Here is a 26,192-nt window from a genome sequence, read left to right on the forward strand (position 1 = left end):
AAATGCCGCATCATAGCAGGGTTGCCCTCGAGCGGCTGCGGCCCGGCCCAGCCTTCGCGTGCCTGGCTACGCACAGCGCGCAAAACGATATAAGCCGATTGAGCAATATCCCGTCCGCGAACGTCTACAGTTGAGAAGGAAGCCGCAACCTCATGCATCGGCCAGGGCGGCATCGGCCGGGAATGCCATGAGTACACAAGCGAGCCCCGGAGGGGGGCGGCGGCGGGCGACCAAGGGAGAGTTCAGTTGCGCCTCAATTACTGTGCGGCAACCCCTGCAAATGTGTGCTCCCAACGGGCATGGAATAGCCGAAGCGAGAGATCGCAGCGGCTTCGGGCACTTTTCCACTCCGTCGCCAGTCTCAGCGTGGAACGCCGCCACGGCCGTCAGTTCACCTGTCTACGCTTTCTATCCGCGAGACTTACGCAGGAATCCGGCACTCTATGAATGTCCTGATCGTTGATGACGAACCCATGGCCCGCGAGAAACTGAGCCGTATGGTCAGCGACCTCGAAGGGTACAGCGTCCTGGAACCCGGTGCCGGTAGCGGCGACGAGGCCCTTACGCTGATTGATAGCCTCAAGCCTGATGTTGTATTGCTGGACGTCCGCATGCCCGGCCTGGACGGCCTGCAGGTGGCCGCCAGGCTGTGCGAACGCGATGCGCCGCCAGCAGTGGTCTTTTGCACCGGCCAAGGCGAATTCGCCGTCAACGCCTTCGAGAACAACGAAGTGCGATACCTGATGAAGCCGGTGAGCTCGGATAAACTGTCCGATGCACTCAAGCGCGCGGAGCGCCCGAACCGCGCGACCCTGGCCGCACTTACTCGCCCCGCCGCCAGCAGCGGTAGCGGCAACGGCAGTGGCGCCCGCACCCATATCAGCGCCCGCACGCGAAAAGGGATCGAGTTGATTCCTTTGGATCAGGTTATTTATTTCATCGCAGACCATAAATACGTCACCCTGCGCCACGACAACGGCGAGGTGTTGCTGGACGAGCCCCTGAAGGCACTCGAGGACGAGTTCGGTGACCGGTTCGTACGCATTCACCGAAACGCATTAGTGGCGCGCGAGCGTATCGAACGCCTCCAGCGCACCCCGTTGGGGCATTTCCAGCTGTATCTGAAGGGGTTGAACGGAGACGCGCTGGTGGTCAGCCGACGCCATGTGGCGGGCGTACGCAAGATGATGCAGCAGCTCTGATTGACGCAAGGTTCCTGGCAGGCCTATCGGGCTGATAGCCGCGCCGTGGCCCGCCAGGGATTGGCGAGCTGTTATTATCGGCGCATTTAGGCTTCGGTATTTCCCATGTACGCTCGCACGGTTCGTATTGCCACCCGCAAAAGCGCCCTGGCCTTGTGGCAGGCCAACACAGTCAAGGCCTGCCTGGAACAGGCCCATCCCGGGTTGCAGGTCAGCCTGGTCCCCATGGTTAGCCGGGGCGATAAACTGCTTGATTCGCCGCTGGCCAAGATCGGCGGCAAAGGCCTGTTCGTCAAGGAGCTCGAAACGGCCCTGCTCGAAGGCGAGGCCGACATCGCGGTGCATTCCATGAAGGATGTGCCGATGGACTTCCCCGAGGGGCTCGGCCTTTACTGCATCTGCGAGCGTGAGGACCCGCGCGACGCTTTCGTTTCCAATACCTTCGCCAACCTTGCCGCCTTGCCCAAGGGCAGTGTGGTAGGCACCTCCAGTCTGCGCCGTCAGGCGCAGTTGCTGGCGCGCCGGCCAGACCTGCAAATCCGCTTTCTGCGCGGGAACGTCAACACGCGCCTGGCCAAGCTCGATGCCGGGGAGTATGACGCGATCATTCTCGCGGCCGCCGGGTTGATCCGCCTGGGTTTCGAGGACCGTATCCGCGATAACCTCACCACGCAGGACAGCCTGCCGGCGGGCGGGCAGGGTGCAATCGGCATCGAATGCCGTACGGCCGATACCGAACTGCACGCCCTGTTGACGCCTCTGCATCATGGGCCGTCTGCTGCACGGGTCACTGCAGAGCGCGCCATGAACCGCCATTTGAACGGTGGATGTCAGGTTCCGATTGCCGCGTATGCGGTGCTGGAGGGCGAGCAGCTGTGGCTGCGAGGGCTGGTGGGGCGCCCCGACGGGAGCCAGTTGCTGCACGCCGAGGCCCGCGCCAATCACGCCGGGGCCGAAGCGCTCGGCCGGCAGGTTGCCGAAGACCTGCTGGCACAGGGCGCCGCAGCCATCCTGGATGAGGTCTACGCTGACGGCAGGCCCGATTGAGCCGCTGGCGGCTGCTGTTGACACGTCCGGCGGAGGAGTCTCGCCTACTCGCCCAGACGCTCGCTGCGGGCGGCCATTACGGCAGTGCACTACCTATGCTGGTGATTGAGCCATTGGTGCTCGGAAAAGCGCCGGCCCCGGGGTGGCTGCAGCGATTCGCCGCGGTCATCGTCGTCAGCAAGCCTGCCGCACACCTCTCGCTCAGCTGGCTGTCGCCAGACCCGGCCGCCGCCTTACCGCGCTGGTTCGCCGTTGGCGCCGCTACTGCGGAGGTGCTACGACTGGGCGGCATAAATGCGAGTTTTCCTACCCAGGGCGATGATAGCGAAGCGCTGTGGCAGTTGCCCGAGTTGGTTTTAGCGCTCAAGGCCGGTGGTAACAGGGCATTGATCATACGGGGCGAGGGTGGCCGCGAATGGTTAGCCGAGCGTTTGATCGAGCAAGGCGTCGAGGTCGAATATCTTGAACTGTACCGTCGCGGCGTTCCTGATTATCCTGCCAACGCTGTAGCCGAACGGTTGCAAGCGGAACGCTTGAATGGCGTGGTGGTCAGCAGTGGTCAGGGGCTGGAGCATTTGCATCGGCTTGCCGGTGCGGCGTGGCCGGTATTGGCGGCACTGCCGCTGTTCGTACCAAGCGCCCGAGTGGCTAGCCTCGCTCAAGCGCTTGGCAGCCGCTGCCCTGTGAACTGCCATGGTGCGAGCAATGCGGCCTTGATTGCCGCGCTGGCCACACGAAGCCCGTGAACCGCGCCCCCACAAAGGAAGGATACGTGAGCGAAACAGCCCCGCCCCAAGACCCCCTGGATCCTACGCCCAAGCCAGCAGCGGGCCCGGTGCCCAGCTCGGCAGCAGGCCCGGCAACCAAGCCCACACCTGATCCGGCTCGGCAGCCTGCAAGCAAACCTGCTGGTGCCGGCCCGCTGCCAGCCAGCCGGCAGCGTGGTGATCGTGCGGGCCGTGGCTTGGCCGTGTTGGCATTGTTGATCGCTGCTGTCGGCGTAGGGGTAGGAGGCTGGGCTGTCTGGCAGTTGCGCCACCTGGATGCCGGCCAGCGTCAACAGTCCGCTCAAGTAGACAGCCTGGCCGCCAACAGCCGTACCCTGACCGAGCAGGCCCGCAGCCTGGATGAGCGCCTGTCGCGGCTCCCCGCGGCGGATGAGCTGGAGGAGCGCCGCCGGTTGCTTGCCCAGGTGCAAAGCGATCAGCAGCGCCTGAGCCAGCGCCTGGAAACCGTACTGGGCGCCAGCCGACAAGATTGGCGCCTGGCTGAAGCCGAGCATCTGGTGCGGCTGGCCAGCTTGCGGTTGTCTGCATTGCAAGACGTGAACAGTGCGCGGGCGCTAGTACAGGGCGCCGACGATATCCTGCGCGAGCAGGACGATCCCAATGCCTTCGCCGCGCGTGAGCAATTGGCGCGAAGCCTGGCGGCGCTGCAAGCCACCGAGCAGCCAGACCGCACCGGGTTGTTCCTGCAATTGGGCGCACTACGCGAACAAGCAACGCAACTGTCCGCCCTGGCGCCTCAATTCGAGGCCGACCGTGAAGCCGTCAGCGCCTCGGGAGACGACAGCACGTTGCATTGGCGCCTGTGGTGGGCGCGGATATCCAGCTTCTTCCGGATCGACCTGAACCCGGATGCCAATGTGCGCCCGCTGCTGGCAGGCCAAAGCCTGAGCCAGGTACGGCTGGCGTTGAGCCTTGCGCTGGAACAGGCCCAATGGGCCGCCCTCAATGGTGAGCAAGCGGTGTATACCCAGGCCCTTGGGCAGGCAAAAGAGGTGCTGGCCACTAACTTCAATCAGGACAACACGCAAAGCCGTATGCTGCTGGAGCGGATCGAGGCGTTGACAGGTAGCCGCATCACTGTCGCCACCCCAGACTTGGCCAATAGCCTGGCCGCGCTCCAAGCCTATATGGCGCGGCGGCATCAGCCTGTAAGCGGAGCTGAGGGCGGGCAGGGGCGCACGCCATGAAGCGCTTGTATGTGGTGCTCTTCGTAACGATTGCCCTGGCCCTTGTGATCGGCCTGGGGATTTCGCTGCACCCGGGGTACGTGCTGATCGACTACCCCCATGTGTTCCGCTATGAGTCTGGCTTGTGGACCACGCTTGCGGCTGTGCTGGGGCTGACCCTCCTCGCAATATTGCTTGCCAGCCTGGTCCGCTTGCTCGCTACCTCCGGAGGGGTGGTAAACCCATGGTCCCGCCGTAATCGCAGGCGCAGGCTGCAAGCCGCCATCGCCCGCGGCCAGGTGGATCTGGCTGAAGGCCGTTGGGCCAGTGCCCAGAAGCATTTGAAGCTGGCCGCTGAAAACGAACGTAATCCGCTGTTCTATTACCTGGGCGCAGCCCGTGCGGCGAACGAGCAAGGCCTGCATGAAGAGAGCGATGCACTGCTCGAACAAGCGTTGCAGCGTCAGCCCAAGGCGGAACTTGCAATCGCGCTTACCCATGCCCAGCTGCAAGCCGACCGTGGCGACTCTGCCGGTGCCCTTGCGACGCTCGAGGTCATGCACGAGCGCTATCCGGCCAATACCCAGGTACTTCGCCAACTGGCAGCGCTGTGCGTGCAGCGCAATGAGTGGCCAGCCGTGGTTCGGCTGCTGCCCGCGTTACGTAAACACAAAGTCATGGCCAACGAAGAAATCGCGGTGCTCGAACAGCGCGCCGTGGGTGAGCGGTTGCTGTTGGGAGATCTGGAAGGGCAGGGTGGGGATGAAGCAGCACTCGACCGCGCGTGGCAGCAATTGGGCCAGCAGCAGCGACAAGAGCCCGCGCTGGTGCTCAACTATGCGGAGCGCTTGCGCCGGCTGGGTGCGTCGGGCAAGGCTGAAACTGTCCTGCGCGCAGCGCTCAAGCGCGGTTATGACAGCCATCTGGTGCGGTTGTACGGCCTTGTAGCGGGCGAAGCGCCGGCCAAATCATTGGCCTTCGCCGAAAGTCTGCTCAAGGATCACCCGCAGGACCCCAGCCTGCTGCTCACGCTCGGGCGGCTCTGCCTGCAGGAGCGGCTATGGGGTAAGGCCCGTGATTACCTGGAAGCCAGCCTACGCCTGCAGCGCAATGCCGAGGCGTGTGCCGAGCTGGCGCGGCTGCTGGCCCAACTAGGTGACACCCAGCGCAGCAATGCACTATTCCAGGAAGGCCTTGGGCTGCTGGACGAGCGCTTGCTGGCGTTGCCCCTTCCAGGCCCGGTGGGCGCATAAACAGTGGCGGGTCCGGCTTCGGCCGGGCCCCGCAGGGTTGGGCGTCCTGCCTCTTTTCAGATTACTTCTTGGCTACCCCTTCTTGAAAGCGCGCAGGCCTTTCCACTAACGTGGTTGCCTGTTAATCGCGTATCTGGATTACCCATGCCTCTGGCCCGCTCGCGTCATCTGTTCGTGTTGGCCTTCATGCTGGCCATGCTTGCACTGAGCGCGGCGGTTCACATCGAAAAAGTTGTCGCCTTGCGGCCCTGTCCACTCCGGTTTGTACAGCATGGTCTGCTGTTTTTGATTGCAATCGGCAACGCAGTGGCCTGGTGGCACCGGCCGGGGCTGCGCGTAAACCGGCTCTATTGCATCAGTCTATTGCTGCTCACCGCTTCAGGGGCGGCCTCGGCCATCCGGCAGCTCTGGCTGCAATCGAACCCGCTGCCACTACACGTGTGTCCATCGGCGAACCTTTTGCTACTCGGCAAGTCTGAGGCTCTGCTCGAAACAGTGAAGATGTTGGTGTTGGGCACTCCTGACTGCGCCATCATCAACTGGACGCTGCTGGATATGAGCCTGCCCGAATGGAGCCTCCTGACCTTTGCGGGGCTCGCGGTCATTATCGCTGCGCAATTGTTCCAGCGCTGACCAGCCTTGCCGGGAAACAACACTGGTATGTAGAACATGTCGCCATGCCTTGAAGCTTCAGGCGCGGGGGCATAATCTCGTTAAACGCACCGGAACGTGGCCCTTTGCTACACCGGATGAATCGTACAGTGCTGTTTCGCTGGCCATTGGCTGGTTTGCGTTCCGTCTTCAACGTGAACCTCAAGGGAAGAACAGACCATGCTGGAAAGTTGTCAGAATGCTCAGGAACGTTGGGGTGGAGTCCACCTGATCATCGATCGTTGGCTGCAAGATCGCCAACATCTGATCAAGGCCTTCGGCGCTATCGAGGAAGCTTCCGAGGAAGGGCGTCTGCGACGCTCCGGCCTGCAGGATTTTTGCGGGATTCTGGTCGACTACGTGTCCGCCGGGCACTTTGGCGTATACGAGCAGCTCACCCAGGAAGCCAAGGCGTTCGGGGATGATCGCGGCCTCGAACTCGCAGAGCAGATCTGCCCTCGGCTGGATGTACTCACAGAAGGCTGCCTGAAGTTCAACGACCACTGCGACAAGGGCGACTGCACCGATTTCGCAGACCTGTCCGCGCGCCTCAAGGAGCTTGGCGGCACGCTACACGAGCGGTTCGAGCTGGAAGACTGCCTCATCGAAGTCCTCCATAACGCACACCGTGAGGAAGCGGCACAGGCCTGAATCAGTTGGCCAGGTTACGGAGTTCGATTTCGAACACCAGTGGCGTGTAGGGGGGAATCAACTCGCCCGCGCCTTCAGCCCCGTAAGCCTGGTCGGACGGAACCACCACACGCCAATGCGCGCCTTTGGGCATCTGCTGCAGGGCGATCTTCCAGCCGTCGATCACGCTGTCCAGGCGGAACCACTGGGGCTGGTCGTTCTTGTCGAACACAGTCCCATCCGGTAGCTGGCCGGTATACACCACCTCCACCCTGGAGGTAGGGCCGGGTTTATCACCGTCACCCGGCTTGATTTCGCTGTACAGCACCCCATTCGAAAGCTCATGCATATTTGCCTTTGCGCGCTCCGCGGCCATGAAGCGGCGTTCTGCGGCCAGCGCGGCTTCCACGTTCGAGCCCTGGCTGGGCGCGGGTGCGCTGAGGGCGGCTTCATGGTCGGCCAGGATCTGGCGGATACGCTCGGGCTGCAGCGCTAGCGGCTCGCCACGCCAGGATTGGCGCAGCCCTTCGATCAATGCCTCGATGTCCACGTCGGGTTGATCGTCGCGCAAGCGCTCGCCGATGCTGGCGCCCAGGCTATAGCCCAGGTCGTGAGGGGAAACGGCCGGCGCCTCGGCCAGGCTTAGCGGCGCGACCAGGCTCAGTGTAAGTAGCGAATAACGCAACATTGAAAGCTCCCGAATTGAGCATGGATTATCGCCGCCAGGGTGCAACCTTTCAAACTCACGATAGCCATGCGCGACACCTGCACAAATTCACGCCGGTGCGGTAGCGAGCCGGCGGCGCTAGGCATACCATGGAAGGCCACTCAGCGAGGAGGAAAATCATGTCGGCCAAGAAGAAGCCTGTAAGCACCCCGTTGCACCTGCTCCAGCAATTGACCGCAAGCCTGATCGAACACTTCGAGCAGGCATGCACTCAAGCGCTTACCGATGCCGAAAAGGTTCTCGCCAAGTTGGAAAAACAACGGGTGAAAGTGCAGGAAAAACTGCACAAACAGCGAGCCCGTATCGAAGCCGCAGCGGCCGAGGGTAAATCGAAGGCTCAGGCCAAGGCCCGGGCCAATGCCAAGGAGCTCGAGCAATCGCTGGACGCCCTTCAGAAGCGGCAGGCCGAAACCCGCCAGTACATAGGCCAGCTCAAGAACGATATTCAAGCCGGCCTGGCGTTGGTGCAGGGAGTGGGCAAGGTACGCGAGGCCGCCGGCAAGGCCCTGGATCAGCGCAGCGGGGCTGTTGCAGCCAAGCCGGTACGCAAGCCGGCAACCGCGAGGGCGGCCACCTCGCGCGCAAGCGCTGCGCGAAAGCCCGCCGCGCCTGTGTTGCTGGCCCTGGAGCCCGAAGCGGTTGCTACCAAACCGGCTACCCGCAAACCTTCAAGCCGCAAGGCACCACTGGCCAAGGCAGTTGCCAGCAGTGTGGACGCTCTGGCCGCGCCAGCCCCGCAGCGCGCCCCTCGCAAGCCGCGTACCGCCAAAGCTGTGCCCGCCAAAGGTAGCGCGCCTGCCGAAACGCCAGTGAACGGCGCAGCTGCGCCCTCCAGCGCATCCTAACCTTCGGTGGCGGCTGCGCGCAGGGCTAGCCGCGCGTTTATATCGGCCACGGCCCAGTCAACCCAGCGCGGCTCGGTAGCGCGCTGAGGTGGCCACCCCCCTGCCGTTTTTTCCAGGCGTTCCAGCAGCGCCTGTTCGGCTTCGAGCTCCAGGCGCTTCAAGCTTTCGCGCAGGTGGGCCAGTGCCGGGTCGGCAAGCGCAGCGCTGCGCCATTGCTGGCGTAGCGTGCGCAGTGGTGCGATGACAGTCCCCGACCAGGCTTCGGCGGTTGCCTGCAGGCAAGCCCCCCGGGGCGCGGACCACTCGACGCCCCGTGCTTCTAGCCACAACGCACACAGCGCCATGCAGACATCGGCACCCTCGGCCTGCGCTTGCAGGCAGGCGGCTTCCACCCCAGGCCGGGCGTAAAGCTCGCAGGCATACCGCCACAGATCATCTTGCATCGAGCCCCCACGCCAGTGGACGGCGAAGCTGGTAAACTCCGCCGCCATTATGATCCGAATCCAGAACCTCACTTTACAGCGTGGCCCGCAGCGTCTGCTAGAAGACGCTGAGCTCACCCTGCACGCCGGCCAGAAAGCCGGCCTCATCGGTGCCAACGGCGCCGGCAAATCCAGCTTGTTCGTCTTGCTGCGCGGCGAACTCACGCCGGACGCCGGCGCGTGCGACCTGCCGCCGGATTGGCGCATTGCCCACATGCGCCAGGAAGTCGATACGCTCGAACGTGTGGCGGTGGACTATGTACTTGATGGGGACCAGCGCCTGCGAGCCATCCAGGCCGAGCTGGCCACTGCCGAGGCAGCTCACGACGGGGCCGCGCTGGCCCGCCTGCATTCCGAACTGGACGCCGCCGATGGCTACACGGCGGATGCCCGCGCGCGCAAGCTGCTGGCCGGCCTTGGCTTCACCAATGCTCAGATGGACCTGCCCGTCGGCGATTTCTCCGGCGGCTGGCGCATGCGCCTCAACCTTGCTCAGGCGCTGATGTGCCCGTCCGACCTACTGCTGCTGGATGAGCCCACCAACCACCTGGATCTGGATGCCATCCTGTGGCTCGAGGACTGGCTAAAAGGTTACCCCGGTACGCTACTGCTCATCTCCCACGACCGGGACTTTCTCGATGCCGTGGTTGATCATATTGCCCACGTGGATCAGCGCAAGCTGGTGCTTTACCGCGGCGGCTATACCGCGTTCGAGCGGGCCCGCGCCGAGCGGCTTGCCCAGCAGCAACAGGTGTACGAGAAGCAACAGGCGCGCCGCGCCCACATGGAAAAGTACATCGCCCGGTTCAAGGCCCAGGCTACCAAAGCCCGCCAGGCACAAAGCCGGATCAAGGCGCTGGAGCGCATGGAGGAGATCTCCGCGGCCCATGTGGATTCGCCTTTCGAGTTCGTGTTCCGTGAAGCGCACAAGCTGTCCAGCCCTTTGCTGGATATGTCCGAGGCCAAGCTGGGCTATGGCAGCAAGGTTGTGCTGGAGAAGGTGAAGCTACAGCTCACCCCAGGCGCCCGGATCGGCCTGCTGGGCCCGAACGGGGCCGGCAAGTCGACGCTGATCAAGAACCTTGCTGGCGAGCTGGAGCCATTGGGGGGCGCCTTGCGGCAGGGTGAGAACCTCGAGGTTGGTTACTTTGCCCAGCATCAGCTCGACTCGCTGGACGGCAAGGCCAGCCCCTTGTTGCATCTGCAGCGGCTCGCGCCCAGTGAGCGTGAGCAAACGCTGAAGGACTTCCTCGGCGGCTTCGACTTCCGTGGCGCTCGAATCGACGAACCCGTGCTCAATTTTTCCGGCGGTGAAAAGGCTCGCCTCGCCCTGGCGTTGATCGCCTGGGGGCGGCCGAACCTGCTGCTGCTCGATGAGCCCACCAACCACCTGGACCTTGAAATGCGCCTGGCACTGACCATGGCCCTGCAGGAGTTCAGCGGGGCTGTGCTGGTGGTATCGCACGACAGGCACTTGCTCAAGAGCACCACGGATAATTTCCTGCTGGTTGCTGAAGGCCGCGTGGAGCCCTTTGATGGGGACCTGGACGACTACGCGCGCTGGCTGGTGGACTATCGTCAGCGTAATGCCCCGGCCACCACACCAGCGGCCAATGGCGAGCGCACCGACAAAAAGGCCCAGCGTCAGGCCGCCGCTGCGTTGCGTCAGCAGTTGGCACCTCACAAGCGCGAAGCCGAGAAGCTCGAAGCCCACCTGGGCAAGGTGCATGAAGAGCTCGCCCGGATTGAAACCCGGCTGGGTGACAGCGGCCTGTACGAGGCTGCGAAAAAAGATGAGCTCAAAGACCTGCTTGCTCGCCAGGCCGCGCTCAAGGTCGAAGAAAGCTCGCTGGAAGAGCGCTGGATGACGGCGCTAGAGCTGCTGGAGAACATGCAAGCCGAACTGGAACGCCTGGGCTAGCCGTACACTGCAAGCGAACGCGGCTATGCCATACGGTGGGTCACACAACGAGGAGCAATTCATGGCATGGAATACATGGCTGGCCTTCCTGGCGGCGAGTTGGATCATCAGCCTGTCACCGGGGGCAGGTGCGATCGCTTCCATGTCTTCCGGGCTGCGTTACGGCTTTGGCAGAGGCTATTGGAACGCGCTGGGCTTGCAATTAGGCCTGGCACTGCAGATCGCCGTGGTAGCCGCCGGCGTCGGCGCCATTCTTGCGGCTTCGGCCACTGCGTTCACGGTGATCAAGTGGTTCGGCGTGTTCTACCTGTTGTACCTCGCCATTCGGCAATGGCGTGCCCTGCCAATGGAGATGCAGGACGCGGCCACTCCGGCCGTGGGTGGCTCCCGCCTCGGCCTGGTTACGCGTGGGTTTCTGGTGAACGTAAGCAACCCCAAGGCGTTGGTATTCATGCTGGCAGTACTGCCGCAGTTCATTGACCCTCACGCGCCTCTGCTTACGCAATACCTAATTATCGGCGCCACCATGGTTACCGTGGACCTGATCGTGATGGCAGGCTATACAGGCCTGGCCTCGAAGGTATTGCGCCTGCTGCGCAGCCCTCGCCAGCAGCAACGGCTCAACCGTACCTTTGCCGGGCTATTCGTGGGTGCTGCGACGTTTCTGGCCACATTGCGGCGCGCACCGCTGTAATTACAGCGGCGTGGCGGCCAGCTCAACCACTCGGTCCACCAGCGCATTGATGCCTGCGGCCGCTTCGGCGATAGACCTGGCGCTCATGTAGGCAGGGGTGCACACCAGGCGGCGATGTTCGTCTTCCACGATGGCGTCCACTGCACAGGGCACGTGGGTGGCCCCCATTTTCTCGATGGTCGCGGCCGTGTCAGGGTCGGTACCGATGCTGCAGACCACCGTGGGGCCATAGATCTTCGCCGCCAGGGCGGGGCTGATGCAGATGAGCCCTACGGGTTTGCGCTCTTCGGCGAAAGCCTCGGCAAAGGCGAGCAGTTGCGGGTCAAGGGTGCATTGCGCCCCTTGGGTCGCAAAGTTGGAGAGGTTAAGGGCCGAGCCGAATCCGCCAGGGATCACCAAGGCATCGAACGCCTCTACCTGCGCTTCGGAAAGGGACTTTATGTTGCCGCGGGCGATTCGCGCGGCTTCTACCAGCACTCGGCGACGTTCACCGGTCGGCTGGCCCGAGACGTGATCGACTACGTCGAATTCGATATCCGGCGCAAAGCACTGAACCTCGCAACCGAGCTGGTCCAGCCTCAGCAGCGCCAGCACACTTTCATGGATTTCCGCACCGTCCTGAAAGCCACAACCTGAAAGTATCACCGCAACCCGCGTGGCCATTGCAGGGCCCTCTTGTCGACCTGTATCAGTGTGAGTGCAGGGCGGCGCCAGTGTTCACTGCGGGGGTGGGCCGGGCAGCTTGGAGGCTTCTTCCGCCTTGCGAGCGATACGTGCCGCCTTGATGCGGCGGCTGATCCACAGCACCACGCCCAGCAGCAGCAAACCACCCAGCACCCATAGCTCGTACTTCTTCACGTTGCCGAGCAGCCCCTCGAGCACGGAGCCGAAATGATAGGCCGCCTGGCCGAGAGCGATGGCCCATACCATCGCGCCAATGCCGTTGAGCAACAGGTACCGACGGGGCGGATAGCCCGACAGGCCGATCGCGACCGGCATGACCGTGCGCAGCCCGTAAACGAAGCGGAAGGAGAGTACCCACAGGTCGGGGTGCTTGCGAATGTGCTCGAGCGCGCGGTCGCCCATGGTCTGCCAGCGCGGCTTGCGCGCCAGCAGCCGCCTGCCATGGCGGCGGCCGAGGAAGTACCACAACTGATCGCCGGCGTAGCTCCCGAGGAATGCCACCACCATCACCAGGTTGATGTCCATGTACCCACGGAACGCGAGAAATCCCGCGAGCACCAGGATGGTTTCGCCTTCGAAGAAGGTCCCCAGGAACAGGGCCAGGTAACCGAAATCGTTGAGAAATTGATGGAGCATTTTCAAGATGCTGGCGAAATGAACGCGCAGCCTAACGCTTAAGAGAAATTCATGAAAGTGTCGATATGTGTCTCGACGTGAACATTCCGGGCGGTATGCGTTCTGTTTCCATCAACCACGGCTGTCATGTGCCTGTCACATATTGACTTTATAACAGCCCGGGCCGCCTCCAGCGGCGTTGTGCCTCCCTCGGCCCTTGCGGTTCGACACCGGGGCCGTGACCTCGCTTCGCAAGCCATCGTCACTGTGGCTGATCGACCTTGCCGTGCGTGCCGCCCATTGCACCCAGGGCCCCTGGCCCTTCAGGATGTTCACATGAATAATGAAGCGCTCCCCGATCTTGTCGTAGAAGAGGCTCAACCCGTGACGGAACCCCTCGTTGAAGTGGTAGCCGAAGCACCACTGGACGTGACACCAGCGCCACCGCCCCCGGCTGCCCCTGGGCTGGATGACGCTGTGCTGTACAGCCATCGCGAGCTGTCCCAGCTGCAATTCAATATTCGCGTGCTCGAGCAGGCTTTGGATGAGAGCTATCCGCTGCTGGAGCGCCTCAAGTTTCTTCTCATCTTCTCCAGCAACCTTGATGAGTTCTTCGAGATCCGCGTCGCCGGGCTCAAGAAACAGATCACTTTCGCTCGCGAGCAGGCCGGTGCCGATGGCCTGCAGCCTCATCAGGCGCTGGCCCGGATCAGCGAGCTCGTCCATGTTCAAGTGGACCGCCAGTACGCGATTCTCAACGACATCCTGCTGCCCGAGCTTGAGAAACATCAGGTACGGTTCATCCGCCGTCGCCATTGGACGCCCAAGCTCAAGGCCTGGGTACGGCGTTACTTCCGCGATGAAATCGCGCCCATTGTCACGCCGATCGGCCTGGACCCTACTCACCCGTTCCCGCTGCTGGTGAACAAGAGCCTGAACTTCATCGTGGAGCTTGAAGGCGTGGACGCCTTCGGCCGGGATTCTGGCCTGGCGATCATCCCCGCGCCGCGCTTGCTTCCGCGGGTGATCAAGGTGCCGGAAGATGTAAGCGGCACGGGCGATAACTTCGTGTTCCTGTCATCGATGATCCACGCCCACGCCGATGACCTGTTCCAGGGGATGAAGGTAAAGGGCTGCTATCAGTTCCGCCTTACCCGTAACGCAGACCTCTCGCTGGACTCCGAAGACGTCGAAGACCTTGCCCGTGCCCTGCGTGGTGAACTGTTCTCCCGGCGCTACGGTGATGCCGTACGCCTCGAAGTGGCGGATACCTGCCCCAAGCACCTCTCTGATTATCTGCTCAAGCAGTTCAACCTGGCAGAGTCGGAGCTGTACCAGGTCAACGGCCCGGTGAACCTGACCCGGTTGTTCAGCATCACTGGCCTGGACAGCCACCCCGAGCTGCAGCACACGCCATTTACCCCGGCCATTCCCAAGCTGCTGCAGAACGCGGATAACTTCTTCAGCGTGATCAGCAAGCAGGACATCCTGCTGCTGCACCCCTTCGAGTCGTTCACGCCGGTCATCGACTTCCTGCGTCAGGCGGCGAAGGACCCACACGTTTTGGCCATTCGCCAAACGTTGTATCGCAGCGGCAGCAACTCCGAGATCGTCGATGCGCTGGTGGATGCCGCGCGCAACGGCAAGGAAGTTACGGCAGTCATTGAGCTGCGCGCCCGCTTCGATGAGGAATCCAACCTGCAGATGGCCAGCCGCCTGCAGGCTGCGGGCGCGGTGGTGATCTATGGCGTGGTAGGGTTCAAGACCCACGCCAAGATGATGCTCATACTGCGCCGTGAAGGCGGCGAGATCACGCGTTACGCGCACCTGGGCACCGGCAACTACCACGCCAGCAATGCGCGGCTGTATACCGACTACAGCCTGCTGACGTCGGACGATGCCTTGTGCGAAGACGTGGGCAAGCTGTTCACCCAGCTGATCGGCATGGGTAAAACCCTGCGCATGAAAAAGCTCCTGCATGCACCCTTCACGCTGAAGAAGGGCATGCTGGACATGATTGCGCGGGAAACTCAGTTCGCCATCGAAGGCAAGCCCGCGCATATCGTGGCCAAGTTCAACGCGCTGACAGATCCGAAGATCATCCGCGCGTTATACAAGGCCAGCCAGGCTGGCGTGCGGATCGACCTTATCGTGCGAGGGATGTGCTGCCTGCGCCCCGGAGTGCCGGGCGTATCCCATAACATCCACGTGCGTTCGATCATCGGGCGCTTCCTGGAACACACCCGGATCTTTTACTTCCTCAACGGGGGCGAGGAACAGCTGTTCCTGTCCAGCGCCGACTGGATGGAGCGCAACCTGGACCGCCGTGTGGAAACCTGTTTCCCCGTGGAAGGCAAAAAGCTCATTACCCGGGTGAAGAAAGAGGTGGAGTCGTACCTCACCGACAATACCCATGCCTGGATACTGCAGCCGGACGGTACCTATGTGCGCTTGAGCCCGACCGGCAACCAGAACGCGCGCAATGCGCAGGTCACGCTGCTCGATCGGCTCAGCAACCAGCCCCTTACCGTACGGTAAGGGTGAACCCGACCCGGGCCAGCCACTCCGCTTCGAGCGCGAAGTCGGCCTGGGTCAGGGGGTTGTTCTCCAGCCAGCCCGCAGGGAAAGCCACGTCGAGCGTATCGGCGCCGGCATGCAGGTGCACCTGCGGCATTTCCTGAGTGCCACGGATGTGGTGGAACAGGATGGCGAAGCGCAGCAATACGCACAGGCGGATCAGCTTTTGCCCGTTCTCGCCGAAGTCGGCGAAGCGCTCGCGTGGAATGTTGCGGCGATGGCCACGTACCAGCAGGGCCAGCATTTGCTGATCTTCGCGCGAGAAGCCTGCAAGGTCCGAGTGCTCGATCAGGTAAGACCCGTGCTTGTGGTAATGGTAGTGAGCAATATCCAGCCCCACTTCATGCACCTTGGCCGCCCAGCCGAGCAGATCCCGCCATACGCCATCGTCCAGCGCCCAGGCATCGGCCACCTGGTCGAACGCCTCCAGCGCCTTTTCCTCCACCCGCGCGGCCTGGTCCAGGTCCACATGGTAGCGGTCCATCAGGGACCGGAGCGTGCGTTCGCGCACGTCTTCGTGGCCATGGCGGCCCATCAGGTCATACAGCACGCCTTCACGCAGGGCCCCTTCGCAATGGTCCATGCGCTGCAGCTCAAGGCTGTCGAAGATCGCTTCGAGGATGGCAAGGCCCGCGGGGAAGATAGCGCGGCGGTCAGGCTTGATACCGTCAAAGTCGATCTTGTCTGTATCGCCCAGCTTGAACAGCTTGCGCTTGAGCCAGGCAAGGCCTTCGGCGTTTACCTCTCCGGCGCCTTGGCCCCCGGCCTTGAGCGCGGCGCCAATGGCGCGGATGGTCCCGGACGAGCCGATGGCTTCATCCCAACCAAGCCGATGCAGGGCATTCTCGATGCTCATGATCTCGAGTCGGGCGGCCGTGTAGGCCTGGGCATAACGGGCCGGGGTAATCTTGCCGTCGCGGAAGTAGCGTTGGGTGAAGCTTACGCACCCCATCTGCAGGCTTTCGCGGATCAACGGTTCGAACCGCTGGCCAATGATGAATTCGGTGCTGCCGCCGCCAATGTCAGTAACAAGCCGTTTGCCGGGCGTGTCGGCCAGGGTGTGGGAAACCCCCAGGTAGATCAGGCGGGCTTCCTCGCGGCCGGAGATCACTTCCACCGGGTGGCCCAGCAAGGCTTCGGCGCGGCGGATGAATTCGGCGCGGTTACGCGCTTCGCGCAGGGCATTGGTGCCTACAATCCGTACCGCGCCCAAGGGCAAGCCGTTGATCAACTGGGCAAAGCGCTTGAGGCAGTCCAATCCGCGCTGCATGGACTCTTCGCTGAGCTGGCGCTGCTCGTCGATGCCGGCGGCCAGTTGCACTTTCTCGCCGAGACGTTCGAGGATGCGTATTTCACCCTGATTGGTCTTGGCCACGACCATGTGAAAGCTGTTGGAGCCCAGGTCAATCGCAGCGATGAGTGACAGGTTCGTTGGCTTGAGTGGCGGCATTTTCGAGGTTCTCGGTCGATAACCCGAACATCCTGCCACGATACGCGTGCTTCGCCAACGTTGCCCGCCCGCGCGGCGGCCGGTTCAGGCCTCGCCTTGGCCAAGGAAGCTGGCCAGCTCCGGCGTGCTCGGCGAGGCAAACAATTGACGAGGGTCGCCGCTTTCATGAACGCGCCCCTGGTGCATGAACACCAGTTTATCCCCTACGTCGCGGGCAAAACGCATCTCGTGCGTGACCATGACGAGCGTCATGCCCTCTCTGGCGAGTTGGCGCACCACGCTTAGCACCTCGCTCACCAGTTCGGGGTCCAGCGCGGAGGTGATCTCGTCGCACAGCAGCACCTTGGGTGACATCGCCAACGCGCGGGCAATCGCTACGCGCTGCTGCTGGCCGCCTGACAGGCGTTCCGGGAAGGTGTCGAACCGGTCCGCCAGGCCGACGCGCTCGAGCATGCGCCGGGCCAACGCTCTGGCCTCGTCGCGGGAGACTTTTTTCACCACCTGAGGCGCGAGCATCACGTTCTCGCCCACGCTCAAATGCGGAAACAGGTTGAACTGCTGAAAAATCATGCCCACGGTCTGGCGCAAGGCCCGAAGGTCGGCGCGCGCGGCATCGAGGTATTGGCCATCAACCTCGATCACCCCGTCGTTGATGCTTTCCAGCCCGTTGAGCGTGCGTAACAGCGTGCTTTTTCCTGATCCGCTGCGGCCGATGATTGCCACTACCTGGCCTTCTTCCACGCTGAGGTCGATCCCCTTGAGCACATGGTGATCACCATAATACTTGTGTAGCGCGGTCACTCTAAGCAGCGGCATGCAGCCTCCTTTCCAGGTAACGGGCAAACAGCGATAACGGGAAACAGAGGCAGAAATAGCCCAGCGCAACCAGGCCATACACCATGAAAGGCTCGAAGGTGGCGTTAGCCAGCATGCCCCCCGTTTTCGTGAGCTCGGTAAAGCCGATGATCGAGGTAACTGCCGTGCCCTTGACCACCTGAACCGAGAACCCGACCGTGGGGGCCACTGCAATGCGCAGCGCCTGGGGCAAAATGACGTAGCGCAATTGCTCATAGCGGGTAAGTGCCAGGCTGGCCGAAGCTTCCCATTGCCCGCCAGGTATCGCCTCAACGCAGCCTCGCCAGATTTCAGCCAGATACGCTGCGGTGAAGAGGGTGAGCGCAACGGCTGCGGCGGCCCAGGGCGACACATCGGCGCCGAGCAACGCCATGCCGAAGAATATGAGAAACAGCTGCATCAACAGGGGCGTGCCCTGGAACAGCTCGATGAACACCTTGGCGGCCGATTGCGGCAAGCGGCGAGGCGATACGCGCGCGAGCAATACCAGCCAGCCCAGCACCCCACCCCCTACAAAGGCGAGCAGAGACAGCAACAGGCTCCATTTGAGCCCTACAAGCAGGTTGCGCAGGATGTCCCAAAGGGTGAAGTCAGTCATTTCGACCTCATGAACAGCCGCCGGCCCAGCCAGGCCAGGCCCCAGCGCACAAGAATGGCCATCAGCAGGTACAGCAGGGTAGTGACCAGATAGGTCTCGAATGCGCGGAAATTGCGCGACTGGATAAAATTGGCCGCGAAGCTGAGTTCCTGAGTGGCGATTTGGGAGCACACAGCCGAGCCCAGCATCACAATGATGATCTGGCTGCTCAATGCCGGCCACACCTTGCCCAGCGCGGGCCGCAGCACAACGTGACGGAACGCCTCGGCGCGGCTTAGCGCCAGCGCGGCGGCTGCTTCCAGCTGGCCATGGGGCACGGCCTGGATGCCGGCGCGAATGATCTCGGTGCTGTAGGCGCCAAGGTTGATCACCATCGCCAATACCGCTGCCTGCCATTCGCTCAGCTGCACGCCCAGGGATGGCAGGCCGAAGAAGATAAAGAACAGCTGAACCAGGAAAGGCGTGTTTCGAATCAGTTCCACATACACCGTGTAGATGCCCGCCAAGGGCCGGATCGCCCAGGCGCGGGAAATCCCACCCAGGATACCGATGGCGACACCCAGCAACGCGCCCACCGCGGTAAGCGCAAGCGTCACCCCCGCGCCGCGCAACAGCAGCGGCGAAGCCTCCAGCACGGGCGCGAAATCAAAGTGATAAGCCATGAACGGTCCTTGATCAGCGCGCAGACACCCGAGGGGATGGCTGCGCGAAACGCCTCAGAGGTCGGCGGGCAGTGGCTGCTTGAGCCATGTCATGGCGTTGGTGTTGAGGCTGCCGTCGGACTTGGCGGCTGCGATGATCTCGTTGATTTTGGCCAACAGGGCAGGCTCGTTCTTGTTCAGCCCTACATACACCGGGGAATCCTTGAGCTTGAATTTCAAGGCGGGCACCCGCTTGGGGTTACGTTCGGTAATGGCGGTCATGACGACGTTGCCGCTGGCAATCAGGTCGGTTTGCCCGGCCAGATACGCGGCGATCGTGGAATTGTTGTCTTCGAAACGCTTGATGGTCACTCCCTCGGGGGCCACCTTGCTCAGCTCGATATCTTCGATAGCGCCACGGGTAACACTGATGGTCTTGCCCTTGAGATCGTCAGGGCCACCAATTGCCGCGTCAGGGGGGCCGAACACCGCCAGGTAGAACGGCGCGTAGGCGCTGGAGAAGTCGATGACCTGTTCGCGCTCCGGGTTTTTGCCGAGGCTGGAAATCACCAGATCGACCTTGCCGGTGGTGAGGAAAGGAATACGGTTGGTGCTGTTCACCGGCGTAAGCTCAAGCTTGACGTTCATGCGTTGGGCAAGCAGCTGCGCGGTGTCGATATCCAGGCCGCGGGGTTTCATGTCAGGGCCGACAGAGCCGAAGGGCGGGAAATCCTGCGGCACGGCAACGCGCAGGGTGCCTCGCTGCGTGATGTCAGCGAGCACATCCGCATGGGCGCCTTGCGCCAGCAGGGCAGCCATCAGGGTTGCGGTGAGCAGCGTTACACAGCGTTTAAGCATGGGTTGCTCCAGTCAGGCGAGGACAGAGCAACGGTTGCACAGCGCATGCCAGCCAGCAGCTGGATACCTCAGTCCCGAAAACAGCCAGGCAGGTGACGGGCTACCGCACTGGTTTTCCATCGGGCGGCTCTGCAATGGTGCCCGCCTTGCACTTGCAGCTGCAGAGTGAGCAATGGCGGTGCATTTTTCCAGATGCTTCGGGTCATATGAGAAATGGTGTAACACTATAGCTAGACTCAATCGCCTCAAGCTTTCGGTTACAAACAGGTAAGGCTATGATGGGCGCAATTTCAAAGTCGTGACCAGGAGATATTCATGAGCAGCGACAAGATCAAACACGTAAGCGATGCATCCTTTGAAGCCGATGTACTGAAGGCCCAGGGCCCGGTGCTGGTGGATTACTGGGCTGAATGGTGCGGCCCGTGCAAGATGATCGCGCCAGTACTGGACGAAATTGCCGCTACTTACGAGGGCAAGGTCACCATCGCCAAGCTGAACATCGACGAGAACCAGGAAACCCCTGCCAAGCACGGCGTGCGTGGTATTCCCACCTTGATGCTGTTCAAGAACGGCAACGTGGAAGCGACCAAGGTTGGTGCACTGTCCAAGTCGCAGCTTCAGGCATTCCTTGACGCAAACATCTAAGTTTGCCGTCAGCTGTACAAAGCCCCGCATTTAGCGGGGTTTTTTCTTTTTACCGACTAGACGGCCCTGTGCTCAGGTGTTAAATTCGGCCTCGCACTGGTCTCTCCGGTGCCCCCTGCAAGTCGTCGCCGACGCATTCCAATTCGAATTTGTGCGCGATCCTATCGCCTCTCTCCCGGCGCGGCCTCTCTAAGCCCAATGCTTATTCCCTCCATACAGAACACGTCATTCCCTCTATGAATCTGACTGAACTCAAGCAAAAGCCGATCACCGACCTGCTCGAAATGGCCGAACAGATGGGCATCGAAAACATGGCCCGCTCGCGCAAGCAGGATGTGATTTTCTCCCTGCTTAAGAAGCACGCGAAAAGCGGTGAGGAGATTTCCGGTGATGGCGTGCTGGAGATCCTCCAGGACGGTTTCGGCTTCCTCCGTTCCGCCGATGCTTCCTACCTGGCCGGCCCCGACGATATCTACGTGTCGCCAAGCCAGATCCGCCGCTTCAACCTGCGGACGGGCGACACCATCGTTGGCAAGATCCGCCCTCCGAAGGAAGGCGAGCGCTACTTCGCCCTGCTGAAGGTCGACACCATCAACTTCGACCGGCCGGAAAACGCGAAGAACAAGATTCTTTTCGAGAACCTCACGCCGCTGTTCCCTAACAAGCGCCTGAAGATGGAAGCCGGCAACGGCTCCACCGAGGACCTCACCGGTCGTGTCATCGACCTGTGCGCGCCCATCGGCAAGGGCCAGCGCGGCCTGATCGTCGCTCCGCCGAAAGCGGGCAAGACCATCATGCTGCAGAACATCGCCGCGAACATCACCCGCAACAACCCTGAGTGCCACCTGATCGTTCTGCTGATCGACGAGCGCCCGGAAGAAGTGACCGAGATGCAGCGCACCGTGCGCGGCGAAGTGGTCGCCTCTACCTTCGACGAGCCGCCAACCCGCCACGTGCAAGTGGCCGAGATGGTGATCGAGAAGGCCAAGCGCCTGGTTGAGCACAAGAAGGACGTGGTGATCCTGCTGGACTCCATCACCCGCCTGGCACGCGCCTACAACACCGTGATCCCGAGCTCCGGCAAGGTGCTTACCGGTGGTGTGGATGCCCACGCCCTCGAGAAACCAAAGCGTTTCTTCGGCGCGGCCCGTAACATCGAAGAAGGCGGCTCGCTGACCATCATCGCCACCGCCCTGGTCGAAACCGGCTCGAAGATGGACGAAGTCATCTACGAGGAATTCAAGGGTACCGGCAACATGGAGCTGCCGCTGGACCGCCGTATCGCGGAAAAGCGCGTCTTCCCGGCCATCAACATCAACCGTTCCGGCACCCGCCGCGAAGAGTTGCTGACCGCTGACGACGAGCTGCAGCGCATGTGGATTCTGCGCAAGCTGCTGCACCCGATGGATGAGATCGCCGCCATCGAGTTCCTGATCGATAAGCTCAAGCAGACCAAGACCAACGATGAGTTCTTCTTGTCGATGAAGCGCAAGTAATCGCGCTTCGCAAATCACGGCGCCTTCGGGCGCCGTTTTTTTATCCGCGCCCGCCGTGGGGCGGGTAAGCTAGGCGTCTCTTTGGAAGTGTGACTGGCCGATGGAATTCAAGGATCTCCGAGACTTCGTGCAGCAACTAGAGCGGCGCGGAGAATTGAAACGCATCGCCGTACCGGTTTCTCCGGTACTGGAAATGACCGAAATCTGCGACCGCACCCTGCGCAAGCAGGGCCCCGCGCTGCTGTTCGAGAACCCGGTAGGGTTTAACATGCCAGTGCTGGGCAACCTGTTCGGCACACCTGGCCGGGTGGCCCTGGGCATGGGTGCGGAAGATGTGAGCGAGCTGCGGGAAATCGGCAAGCTGCTGGCGTTCCTAAAAGAGCCGGAGCCGCCCAAGGGCCTCAGGGATGCCTGGTCCAAGCTGCCGATCTTTAAGAAAATCATCTCCATGGCGCCCAAGGTGCTCAAGGATGCTCCGTGCCAGGAGGTAGTGCTGGAGGGCGACGACGTCGACCTTGCACAGTTGCCGATCCAGCACTGCTGGCCAGGCGATGTGGCCCCTTTGATTACCTGGGGCCTTACCGTTACCCGCGGGCCGAACAAGGAGCGCCAGAACCTGGGCATCTACCGCCAGCAGGTGATTGGCCGCAACAAGGTCATCATGCGTTGGCTCAGCCACCGCGGCGGCGCGCTGGATTACCGCGAGTGGTGCGACAAACACCCCGGTGAGCCTTTCCCGGTAGCGGTCGCCCTGGGCGCAGACCCGGCTACGATCCTCGGTGCGGTCACCCCGGTGCCGGACAGCCTGTCCGAATACGCCTTCGCCGGGCTGTTGCGCGGCCACCGCACCGAGCTCGTGAAGTGCCGGGGTAATGGCTTGCAAGTGCCGGCCAGTGCCGAGATCGTGCTGGAAGGGGTGATCCATCCCGGCGAACTGGCCGATGAAGGCCCCTATGGCGATCACACGGGCTATTACAACGAAGTGGACCGCTTCCCGGTGTTCACCGTAGAGCGCATCACACATCGCACCCGGCCCATTTACCACAGCACCTACACCGGCCGGCCACCGGATGAACCCGCGATCCTCGGCGTTGCCTTAAACGAAGTGTTCGTGCCGATCCTGCAGAAGCAGTTTCCTGAAATCGTTGATTTCTACCTGCCGCCGGAAGGTTGTTCGTACCGCATGGCTGTGGTCACCATCAAGAAACAGTACCCCGGCCACGCCAAGCGGGTGATGTTGGGCGTGTGGTCTTTCCTGCGGCAGTTCATGTACACGAAGTTCGTGATCGTCACCGATGACGACATCAATGCCAGGGACTGGAACGATGTGATCTGGGCTGTAACTACCCGCATGGACCCCAAGCGGGACACGGTAATGATCGACAACACGCCCATCGACTATCTGGACTTCGCCTCGCCGGTGTCCGGGCTTGGCTCGAAGATGGGGCTGGATGCCACCAACAAGTGGCCCGGCGAAACGACCCGCGAGTGGGGCAGGGTGATCGAACGGGACCCGGCCATTACTCGCCGCGTGGACGAACTCTGGAACCAGCTGGGAATAGACTGATGCGCGTAACCTTGCAACCTTCTGGCGCAGTACTTGAAGTGCAGCCGGGCGAGAACATCCTCGATGCCGCCCGGCGCCTGGGTTATGACTGCCCGCACAGTTGCCGTAACGGCAATTGCCACGTGTGCGCCGCCTTGCTGGTCGAAGGGAGGGTGCGCCAGGAGGGACAGGAACGGGACCATGGCGAGCTCTATACCTGCATTGCTCAGCCGCTGGAAGATTGCGTGCTGCTGTGGGATGGCGTGCTTTCGCAGGGTGAACTGCCCGTGCGCAGCTTTGCCTGCCAGGTGACCGAGTGCGCTGACGTGGGCGGCGATGTGTGGCGGGTGCGGTTGCGTGCGCCCGCTGGCAAGCCGCCCCGCTACCATGCGGGCCAGTACCTGCTGATCGAGCGGGACGGCACCGACAAGGCTGCATTTTCCCTGGCGTCGGCACCCCACAGTGGTCGCGAGCTGGAAATGCACATCCTGGGGCGCGAAGACAGCGCGCTCAACCTGCTGGCCCAACTTCGGCGAGACAGCCTGGCCCGGGTGGAACTGCCCTATGGCGATGCTCATCTGGCCGAGCTGCCCGATGGCCCTCTGGTACTGATCGCTGCCGGAACGGGTATGGCGCAGATGCACAGCCTGATCGAACACTGCCGGGCCCAGGGCTTCGCACATCCCGTGCACCTTTACTGGGGCGTACGCCAGCCGAGCGACTTTTATGAGATCGAGCACTGGGATGAATGGCTGCGCCTGCCCAACCTCTATCTTCACAAGGTGGTGAGTGACCTCTGTGGGTGGGAAGGGCGTTGCGGCCTGTTGCATGAAGCCGTGCGCGAGGACATTGCCGATCTTTCTTCAGCGCATGTGTACGCCAGCGGGTCACCGGCCATGGTGTATGCCACCCTCGATGCCCTGGTGGAAGCCGGCATGGACCCTCATCAAATGCGCGCCGATGTGTTTGCGTATGCGCCCCGGCCTTGAGCCCTTGCGATAACCGGTAGCCCCGGCCGTTCTGGCTTCGGTTAGAGTGGCCACGGAAGCATTTTTGTAACATCCGGGGTTCCTACATGTCGGCAATCGAACCTGCCCCCTCCTGTCGGGTTGCGTACCCGCCTGTGCTCAATACACCGCAGTTGAGTGATGAAGAGCTCGCCTGCTCATTGGCATCGACCATGAGCCAGCATGCGGGCGGGCCCGTGTGGTTGTTCGCTTATGGCTCGCTGATCTGGCGCCCCGAGTGCAACAGCGTGGAGCGCCGCCGCGCGCGAGTGCATGGGTACCATCGAGGGCTGTACCTGTGGTCCCAGGAGCATCGTGGCACGCCGCAGAAACCAGGGCTGGTCTTCGGGCTGGACCGGGGCGGCTCGTGCACCGGGTTCGCCTACCGCTTGCATGAAGACCATCTTGAAGCATCGCTCATGGCCCTGTGGAAGCGAGAGATGCCTTACCCGTCCTATCGGCCGCATTGGCTTACCTGCCGGCTGGACGACGGAACCAAAGTGCAGGCGCTGGGCTTTGTGCTGGAGCGGCATTTGCCCACGTATGCCGGCAACCTGCCGGACGACCTGCTCGTGCAAGTGTTGGCCAGCGCGTGCGGCCGCTCGGGCAGTTGCCGGGACTATGTAGAGCAGACCATCGCAGCGCTGCGTTCCCACGCCATGCCAGACCGAAACCTGGAAGCCCGGTTCAAGCGCTGGCTGGAAATGACGCTTACCCCGGCCAGCGCCATTGCGCCCGAACTGGTGCAGGCGCCTTAGCGGACCTGAACTACCAGTTTGCCGATGGCTTGGCGATCCGCCAGTGCCTGAATGGCTTGGGGCGCCTGCTCAAGGCTATAGCGATTGGAGATGTGCGGGCGCAACTTGCCTTCTTCATACCAACTGAACAGCTGACGAAAGTTTGCGGCGTTGTCATGGGGCTGGCGTTGCGCGAAGGCACCCCAGAATACGCCCACCACTGCCGCCCCTTTAAGCAACGCAAGGTTGGCGGGTAACTGGGGAATACGGCCACTGGCGAAGCCGATCACCAGCAGGCGACCGTTCCAGGCCACGCAGCGGATGGCCGCGTCGAACGCATCGCCGCCCACCGGATCGTAAATCACATCCGCGCCCTGGTTGGCTGTAAGTTTCATCACCTGCTCTTTCAAGTCGCCGCCGCTGTAATCGATTACCTCATCAGCACCGGCAGCCTTGGCCGCTTCCAACTTGGCGAGGCTACTGGCGGCGGCAATTACCCGAGCGCCCATGGCTTTGCCGATTTCCACCGCAGCCAGCCCCACACCGCCTGCCGCGCCCAATACGAGCAACGTTTCTCCGGCCTTCAGATCGCCACGCTGCTTGAGCGCATGCATCGAGGTGCCATAGGTCATGGGGAACGCGGCGGCCTCGTCGAACGGCATGCTCTCGGGCATCGGCAACACGTTATAGGCGGGCGCCGCAACTTGTTCAGCGAAACTCCCCCACCCCGTAAGCGCCATCACCCGGTCGCCTTCCCGTAGCGCGGTGACCCCTTCGCCTACTGTGCCCACCACCCCGGCGGCCTCGCCACCCGGGGAGAACGGAAAAGGCGGCTTGAACTGATATTTGCCCTCGATGATCAGGGTATCCGGGAAGTTCACGCTGGCGCTGTGCACCTGCACCACTACCTCGTTACGCTTGGGCTGCAGCGGGGCCACCTCTTCGATGACCAGGCTTTGCGCCGGGCCAAAGGCTTTGCACAATAACGCTTTCATGGGCTATTCCTTTCCGGGTAATGGCCGATAAGTGTAGGCAAGCCCCCCGGCCGGGCAACGATGATGGTGGCGCCTGATAGCC

General features: G+C 62.3%; 26 protein-coding genes. 16 read left to right on the top strand and 10 right to left on the bottom strand.

The features are described from left to right. Window positions 1-443 precede the first annotated feature (443 nt). From LG385_RS21445 to rsd, 7 genes are all read left to right on the top strand, one after another. On the top strand, window positions 444-1,202 hold the full coding sequence (locus LG385_RS21445) for a LytR/AlgR family response regulator transcription factor (RefSeq protein ID WP_225775818.1): 759 nt from the start codon (window positions 444-446) through the stop codon (window positions 1,200-1,202). Window positions 1,203-1,307: 105 nt separating this feature from the next. Then, the gene (gene hemC, locus LG385_RS21450; RefSeq protein WP_181111051.1) at window positions 1,308-2,249 is read left to right on the top strand and encodes a hydroxymethylbilane synthase; all 942 of its coding nucleotides are present in this window, start codon (window positions 1,308-1,310) and stop codon (window positions 2,247-2,249) included. Further along, on the top strand, window positions 2,246-2,995 hold the full coding sequence (locus LG385_RS21455; protein ID WP_225775819.1) for a uroporphyrinogen-III synthase: 750 nt from the start codon (window positions 2,246-2,248) through the stop codon (window positions 2,993-2,995). The genes hemC and LG385_RS21455 overlap by 4 nt, the downstream gene beginning before the upstream one ends. A 26-nt stretch (window positions 2,996-3,021) precedes the next feature. Continuing rightward, window positions 3,022-4,224, top strand: a complete 1,203-nt coding sequence (locus LG385_RS21460) for a uroporphyrinogen-III C-methyltransferase (RefSeq protein ID WP_413247342.1) — start codon at window positions 3,022-3,024, stop codon at window positions 4,222-4,224. Beyond that, window positions 4,221-5,456: a heme biosynthesis HemY N-terminal domain-containing protein gene (locus tag LG385_RS21465; RefSeq protein WP_225775820.1), complete on the top strand. Its 1,236-nt coding sequence runs from the start codon at window positions 4,221-4,223 to the stop codon at window positions 5,454-5,456. Before LG385_RS21460 ends, LG385_RS21465 begins: the two co-directional genes overlap by 4 nt. 144 nt (window positions 5,457-5,600) lie before the next feature. After that, window positions 5,601-6,089 carry a disulfide bond formation protein B gene (locus tag LG385_RS21470; protein WP_225775821.1) on the top strand — a complete coding sequence of 163 codons (489 nt, stop codon included), beginning with the start codon at window positions 5,601-5,603 and terminating at the stop codon, window positions 6,087-6,089. Window positions 6,090-6,287: 198 nt separating this feature from the next. Beyond that, on the top strand, window positions 6,288-6,758 hold the full coding sequence (gene rsd / locus LG385_RS21475) for a sigma D regulator (RefSeq protein WP_181111048.1): 471 nt from the start codon (window positions 6,288-6,290) through the stop codon (window positions 6,756-6,758). Window position 6,759: 1 nt separating this feature from the next. Here rsd and LG385_RS21480 read toward each other — a convergent pair whose 3' ends face one another. Then, window positions 6,760-7,425 carry an FKBP-type peptidyl-prolyl cis-trans isomerase gene (locus LG385_RS21480; protein WP_225775822.1) on the bottom strand — a complete coding sequence of 222 codons (666 nt, stop codon included), beginning with the start codon at window positions 7,423-7,425 and terminating at the stop codon, window positions 6,760-6,762. Window positions 7,426-7,583: 158 nt separating this feature from the next. Between LG385_RS21480 and LG385_RS21485 the strand changes: the two genes are divergently transcribed. Then, window positions 7,584-8,309 carry an AlgP family protein gene (locus LG385_RS21485; RefSeq protein ID WP_225775823.1) on the top strand — a complete coding sequence of 242 codons (726 nt, stop codon included), beginning with the start codon at window positions 7,584-7,586 and terminating at the stop codon, window positions 8,307-8,309. Here the strand turns inward: LG385_RS21485 and LG385_RS21490 are convergent. After that, window positions 8,306-8,752, bottom strand: a complete 447-nt coding sequence (locus tag LG385_RS21490; protein ID WP_225775824.1) for a TIGR02444 family protein — start codon at window positions 8,750-8,752, stop codon at window positions 8,306-8,308. The two genes, LG385_RS21485 and LG385_RS21490, sit on opposite strands and share 4 nt — an antisense overlap. Before the next feature lie 49 nt (window positions 8,753-8,801). On the opposite strand from LG385_RS21490, the gene LG385_RS21495 reads away from it, so the two are divergent. Together LG385_RS21495 and LG385_RS21500 are read left to right on the top strand one after the other, a co-directional pair. Further along, window positions 8,802-10,712 carry an ATP-binding cassette domain-containing protein gene (locus tag LG385_RS21495; RefSeq protein ID WP_225775825.1) on the top strand — a complete coding sequence of 637 codons (1,911 nt, stop codon included), beginning with the start codon at window positions 8,802-8,804 and terminating at the stop codon, window positions 10,710-10,712. Between the two features lie 61 nt (window positions 10,713-10,773). Next, a complete protein-coding gene (locus LG385_RS21500) occupies window positions 10,774-11,406 on the top strand; it encodes a LysE family transporter (RefSeq protein ID WP_225775826.1) in 633 nt (210 codons plus the stop codon). Here LG385_RS21500 and elbB read toward each other — a convergent pair whose 3' ends face one another. Both elbB and LG385_RS21510 read right to left on the bottom strand, forming a co-directional pair. After that, window positions 11,407-12,069 carry an isoprenoid biosynthesis glyoxalase ElbB gene (gene elbB / locus LG385_RS21505; protein ID WP_225775827.1) on the bottom strand — a complete coding sequence of 221 codons (663 nt, stop codon included), beginning with the start codon at window positions 12,067-12,069 and terminating at the stop codon, window positions 11,407-11,409. It abuts the gene before it with no gap. A gap of 54 nt (window positions 12,070-12,123) precedes the next feature. Continuing rightward, the gene (locus LG385_RS21510; protein WP_225775828.1) at window positions 12,124-12,726 is read right to left on the bottom strand and encodes a DedA family protein; all 603 of its coding nucleotides are present in this window, start codon (window positions 12,724-12,726) and stop codon (window positions 12,124-12,126) included. A 315-nt stretch (window positions 12,727-13,041) separates the two neighbouring features. Between LG385_RS21510 and ppk1 the strand changes: the two genes are divergently transcribed. Then, a complete protein-coding gene (ppk1, locus tag LG385_RS21515) occupies window positions 13,042-15,243 on the top strand; it encodes a polyphosphate kinase 1 (protein WP_225775829.1) in 2,202 nt (733 codons plus the stop codon). Here the strand turns inward: ppk1 and ppx are convergent. The 5 genes from ppx to LG385_RS21540 form a co-directional block, all read right to left on the bottom strand. Further along, a complete protein-coding gene (ppx, locus tag LG385_RS21520; RefSeq protein ID WP_225775830.1) occupies window positions 15,230-16,732 on the bottom strand; it encodes an exopolyphosphatase in 1,503 nt (500 codons plus the stop codon). The two genes, ppk1 and ppx, sit on opposite strands and share 14 nt — an antisense overlap. 84 nt (window positions 16,733-16,816) lie before the next feature. Continuing rightward, the gene (locus LG385_RS21525) at window positions 16,817-17,548 is read right to left on the bottom strand and encodes an amino acid ABC transporter ATP-binding protein (RefSeq protein ID WP_225775831.1); all 732 of its coding nucleotides are present in this window, start codon (window positions 17,546-17,548) and stop codon (window positions 16,817-16,819) included. Beyond that, a complete protein-coding gene (locus tag LG385_RS21530; protein WP_181111038.1) occupies window positions 17,535-18,185 on the bottom strand; it encodes an amino acid ABC transporter permease in 651 nt (216 codons plus the stop codon). The genes LG385_RS21525 and LG385_RS21530 overlap by 14 nt, the downstream gene beginning before the upstream one ends. Beyond that, complete coding sequence (locus LG385_RS21535; protein ID WP_225775832.1) at window positions 18,182-18,847, bottom strand: amino acid ABC transporter permease; 666 nt, start codon at window positions 18,845-18,847, stop codon at window positions 18,182-18,184. The genes LG385_RS21530 and LG385_RS21535 overlap by 4 nt, the downstream gene beginning before the upstream one ends. A 54-nt stretch (window positions 18,848-18,901) precedes the next feature. After that, window positions 18,902-19,684 (bottom strand): transporter substrate-binding domain-containing protein, encoded by a 783-nt coding sequence (locus tag LG385_RS21540; RefSeq protein WP_225775833.1) that lies wholly within the window; start codon window positions 19,682-19,684, stop codon window positions 18,902-18,904. A gap of 315 nt (window positions 19,685-19,999) precedes the next feature. On the opposite strand from LG385_RS21540, the gene trxA reads away from it, so the two are divergent. The 5 genes from trxA (at window position 20,000) to LG385_RS21565 (ending at window position 25,136) form a co-directional block, all read left to right on the top strand. Then, window positions 20,000-20,329 (top strand): thioredoxin TrxA, encoded by a 330-nt coding sequence (gene trxA, locus LG385_RS21545; protein ID WP_181111035.1) that lies wholly within the window; start codon window positions 20,000-20,002, stop codon window positions 20,327-20,329. A gap of 236 nt (window positions 20,330-20,565) precedes the next feature. Beyond that, entirely contained in the window at window positions 20,566-21,825 is a 1,260-nt protein-coding gene (gene rho, locus LG385_RS21550) for a transcription termination factor Rho (protein WP_181111034.1), read from the top strand. Between the two features lie 100 nt (window positions 21,826-21,925). Continuing rightward, window positions 21,926-23,392, top strand: a complete 1,467-nt coding sequence (gene ubiD, locus LG385_RS21555; RefSeq protein WP_225775834.1) for a 4-hydroxy-3-polyprenylbenzoate decarboxylase — start codon at window positions 21,926-21,928, stop codon at window positions 23,390-23,392. Further along, window positions 23,392-24,360 carry a CDP-6-deoxy-delta-3,4-glucoseen reductase gene (locus LG385_RS21560; RefSeq protein ID WP_225775835.1) on the top strand — a complete coding sequence of 323 codons (969 nt, stop codon included), beginning with the start codon at window positions 23,392-23,394 and terminating at the stop codon, window positions 24,358-24,360. The genes ubiD and LG385_RS21560 overlap by 1 nt, the downstream gene beginning before the upstream one ends. An 86-nt stretch (window positions 24,361-24,446) precedes the next feature. Further along, entirely contained in the window at window positions 24,447-25,136 is a 690-nt protein-coding gene (locus tag LG385_RS21565) for a gamma-glutamylcyclotransferase (protein WP_181111031.1), read from the top strand. Here the strand turns inward: LG385_RS21565 and LG385_RS21570 are convergent. Further along, the gene (locus LG385_RS21570; RefSeq protein ID WP_225775836.1) at window positions 25,133-26,110 is read right to left on the bottom strand and encodes an NADPH:quinone oxidoreductase family protein; all 978 of its coding nucleotides are present in this window, start codon (window positions 26,108-26,110) and stop codon (window positions 25,133-25,135) included. The two genes, LG385_RS21565 and LG385_RS21570, sit on opposite strands and share 4 nt — an antisense overlap. Window positions 26,111-26,192: the final 82 nt, after the last annotated feature.

The organism is Pseudomonas sp. Marseille-Q5115 (assembly GCF_916618905.1).
In the GTDB taxonomy this organism is placed as follows: Bacteria; Pseudomonadota; Gammaproteobacteria; order Pseudomonadales; family Pseudomonadaceae; genus Aquipseudomonas; species Aquipseudomonas japonica_A.